A 3,083-nucleotide genomic window follows, 5' to 3' on the forward strand; every position below is an offset into this window, starting at 1 on the left:
ATGGGAACAGGTGTGACCCCTCCGCTATTGTCACGGAATCTTTCTTAGAGTTTATGCTCTTTGAAATCTACACAAGGAAAATTCTTTTAGGTCAAGCCCTCGACCGATTAGTATCAGTCAGCTCCATGTATTGCTACACTTACACCTCTGACCTATCAACCTCATGGTCTATAAGGGGTCTTACCAGATTACTCTGTGGGAAATCTTATCTTGAGGGGGGCTTCGCGCTTAGATGCCTTCAGCGCTTATCCCGTCCATACGTAGCTACCCAGCTATGCACTTGGCAGTACAACTGGTACACCAGAGGTATGTCCATCCCGGTCCTCTCGTACTAAGGACAGCTCCTCTCAAATTTCCTGCGCCCACGACGGATAGGGACCGAACTGTCTCACGACGTTCTGAACCCAGCTCGCGTGCCACTTTAATGGGCGAACAGCCCAACCCTTGGGACCTACTACAGCCCCAGGATGTGACGAGCCGACATCGAGGTGCCAAACCTCCCCGTCGATGTGGACTCTTGGGGGAGATAAGCCTGTTATCCCCGAGGTAGCTTTTATCCGTTGAGCGATGGCCCTTCCACTCGGTACCACCGGATCACTAAGTCCGACTTTCGTCCCTGCTCGAGATGTCTCTCTCGCAGTTAGGCTCCCTTCTGCCTTTGCACTCTTCGAATGATTTCCGACCATTCTGAGGGAACCTTTGAGCGCCTCCGTTACTCTTTCGGAGGCGACCGCCCCAGTCAAACTGCCCGCCTGACAATGTCCCATGACCGGATCACGGCCACTGGTTAGAATTTCAGCATTACAAGAGTGGTATCCAAAGGGCGACTCCACCTAGACTGGCGTCCAAGCTTCTCAGTCTCCCACCTATCCTGTACATGTAATACCGAAATCCAATGTCAGGTTGCAGTAAAGCTCTACGGGGTCTTTCCGTCCTGTCGCGGGTAACTCGCATCTTCACGAGTACTACAATTTCGCCGGGTGTGTTGTTGAGACAGTGCCCAAATCGTTACGCCTTTCGTGCGGGTCAGAACTTACCTGACAAGGAATTTCGCTACCTTAGGACCGTTATAGTTACGGCCGCCGTTTACTGGGGCTTAAGTTCATACCTTCGCTTACGCTAAGCAGTCCCCTTAACCTTCCAGCACCGGGCAGGCGTCAGCCCCTATACGTCATCTTTCGATTTAGCAGAGACCTGTGTTTTTGCTAAACAGTCGCTTGGGCCATTTCTCTGCGGCCACCCGAGGGTGGCACCCCTTCTCCCGAAGTTACGGGGTCATTTTGCCGAGTTCCTTAACAACACTTCTCCCGATCATCTTAGGATTCTCTCCTCGCCTACCTGTGTCGGTTTGCGGTACGGGCACCTTGTTACTCAATAGAAGCTTTTCTCGACAGTGTGAAATCAGTTACTTCGCTACTTTAAATTTCGCTCCCCATCACAGCTTAGAATACAATAAGACGGATTTGCCTATCTTATCTCCCTTACTGCTTGGCCAGAGATCACCAACACTCTGGTTAACTTATCCTCCTGTGTCACTCCATCTCTCAAACATAACAAGGTGGTATCGGAATTTCAACCGATTGTCCATCGCCTACGCCTAACGGCCTCGGCTTAGGTCCCGACTTACCCTGAGCGGACGAGCCTTCCTCAGGAAACCTTGGGCTTTCGATGGTGAAGATTCTCACTTCACTTTCGCTACTCATACCAGCATTCTCTCTTCCCTACAGTCCAATAGCTCTCACGAGTCTATCTTCAATCCATAGGGAATGCTCCCCTACCATATATAAATATATCCATAGCTTCGGTGGCAAATTTTAGCCCCGGACATTTTCGGCGCAGGATCACTCGACCAGTGAGCTATTACGCACTCTTTCAATGAATGGCTGCTTCTAAGCCAACATCCTGGTTGTCTATGCAATCCCACATCCTTTCCCACTTAACTTGCACTTGGGGACCTTAGCTGATGGTCTGGGTTGTTTCCCTCTTGACTACGAAACTTATCTCCCGCAGTCTGACTGCTAACCTTAAAATCTATGGCATTCGGAGTTTGATAAGGTTCGGTAAGCTTGACGCCCCCTAGCCTATTCAGTGCTCTACCTCCATGATTCAACGGTTAACGCTAGCCCTAAAGCTATTTCGGGGAGAACCAGCTATCTCCGAGTTCGATTGGAATTTCTCCGCTACCCACAGCTCATCCCAGCCTTTTTCAACAGACACGGGTTCGGGCCTCCATTTTGTTTTACCAAAACTTCACCCTGGCCATGGGTAGGTCACCCGGTTTCGGGTCTACAGCCTGCAACTTATTCGCCCTCTTAAGACTCGGTTTCCCTGCGGCTTCGCACCTCAAGTGCTTAACCTTGCTACAGACCGTAACTCGCTGGTTCGTTCTACAAAAAGCACGCGGTCACACCCTTGGTGCTCCCACTGCTTGTAAGCATAGGGTTTCAGGTTCTATTTCACTCCCCTTCCGGGGTTCTTTTCACCTTTCCCTCACGGTACTATCCTCTATCGGTCACCAGGGAGTATTTAGCCTTGGGGGGTGGTCCCCCCTTCTTCCCACAGGGTTTCACGTGTCCCGTGGTACTCTGGAGATAGACTCATCTTTTCTCTTTTTCGCCTACGAGGCTTTTACTCTCTATGGCTTAGCTTTCCAGCTATACTCGGCTAAAGATTCAAGACTTTTATGTCTATTCCTAAACCCCAGTAAAGCTAAGCTTTACTGGTTTGGGCTCTTCCCCTTTCGCTCGCCGCTACTTAGGGAATCGAGTTTTCTTTCTCTTCCTCAGGGTACTTAGATGTTTCAGTTCCCCTGGTTTGCCTTCCCTATAGCTATTTTATTCACTATAGGATGGCTGGGCTTCTCCCAGCCGGGTTTCCCCATTCGGATATCTCCGGTTTATCGGCTATTTGCGCCTACCCGAAGCTTTTCGCAGCTTGTCACGTCCTTCATCGGCTCCTGGTGCCAAGGCATTCACCCTACGCTCTTACTAGCTTGACCTTGACGAAATTGTATAGGACTTTCGTCCATATACTTTTTCTTTATTGTTTTCCTTGTGTAGTTTTCAAAGAACATAATTTCTCTT

1 rRNA gene is annotated in these 3,083 nt (G+C 49.8%); it reads right to left on the bottom strand.

The window, feature by feature from the left end:
- Positions 1-87 precede the first annotated feature (87 nt).
- Positions 88-2,998, bottom strand: a 23S ribosomal RNA gene (locus NSA47_RS15230).
- Positions 2,999-3,083 lie beyond the last annotated feature (85 nt).

It is taken from the genome of Irregularibacter muris, from assembly GCF_024622505.1.
Classification (GTDB): Bacteria; Bacillota; Clostridia; order Eubacteriales; family Garciellaceae; genus Irregularibacter; species Irregularibacter muris.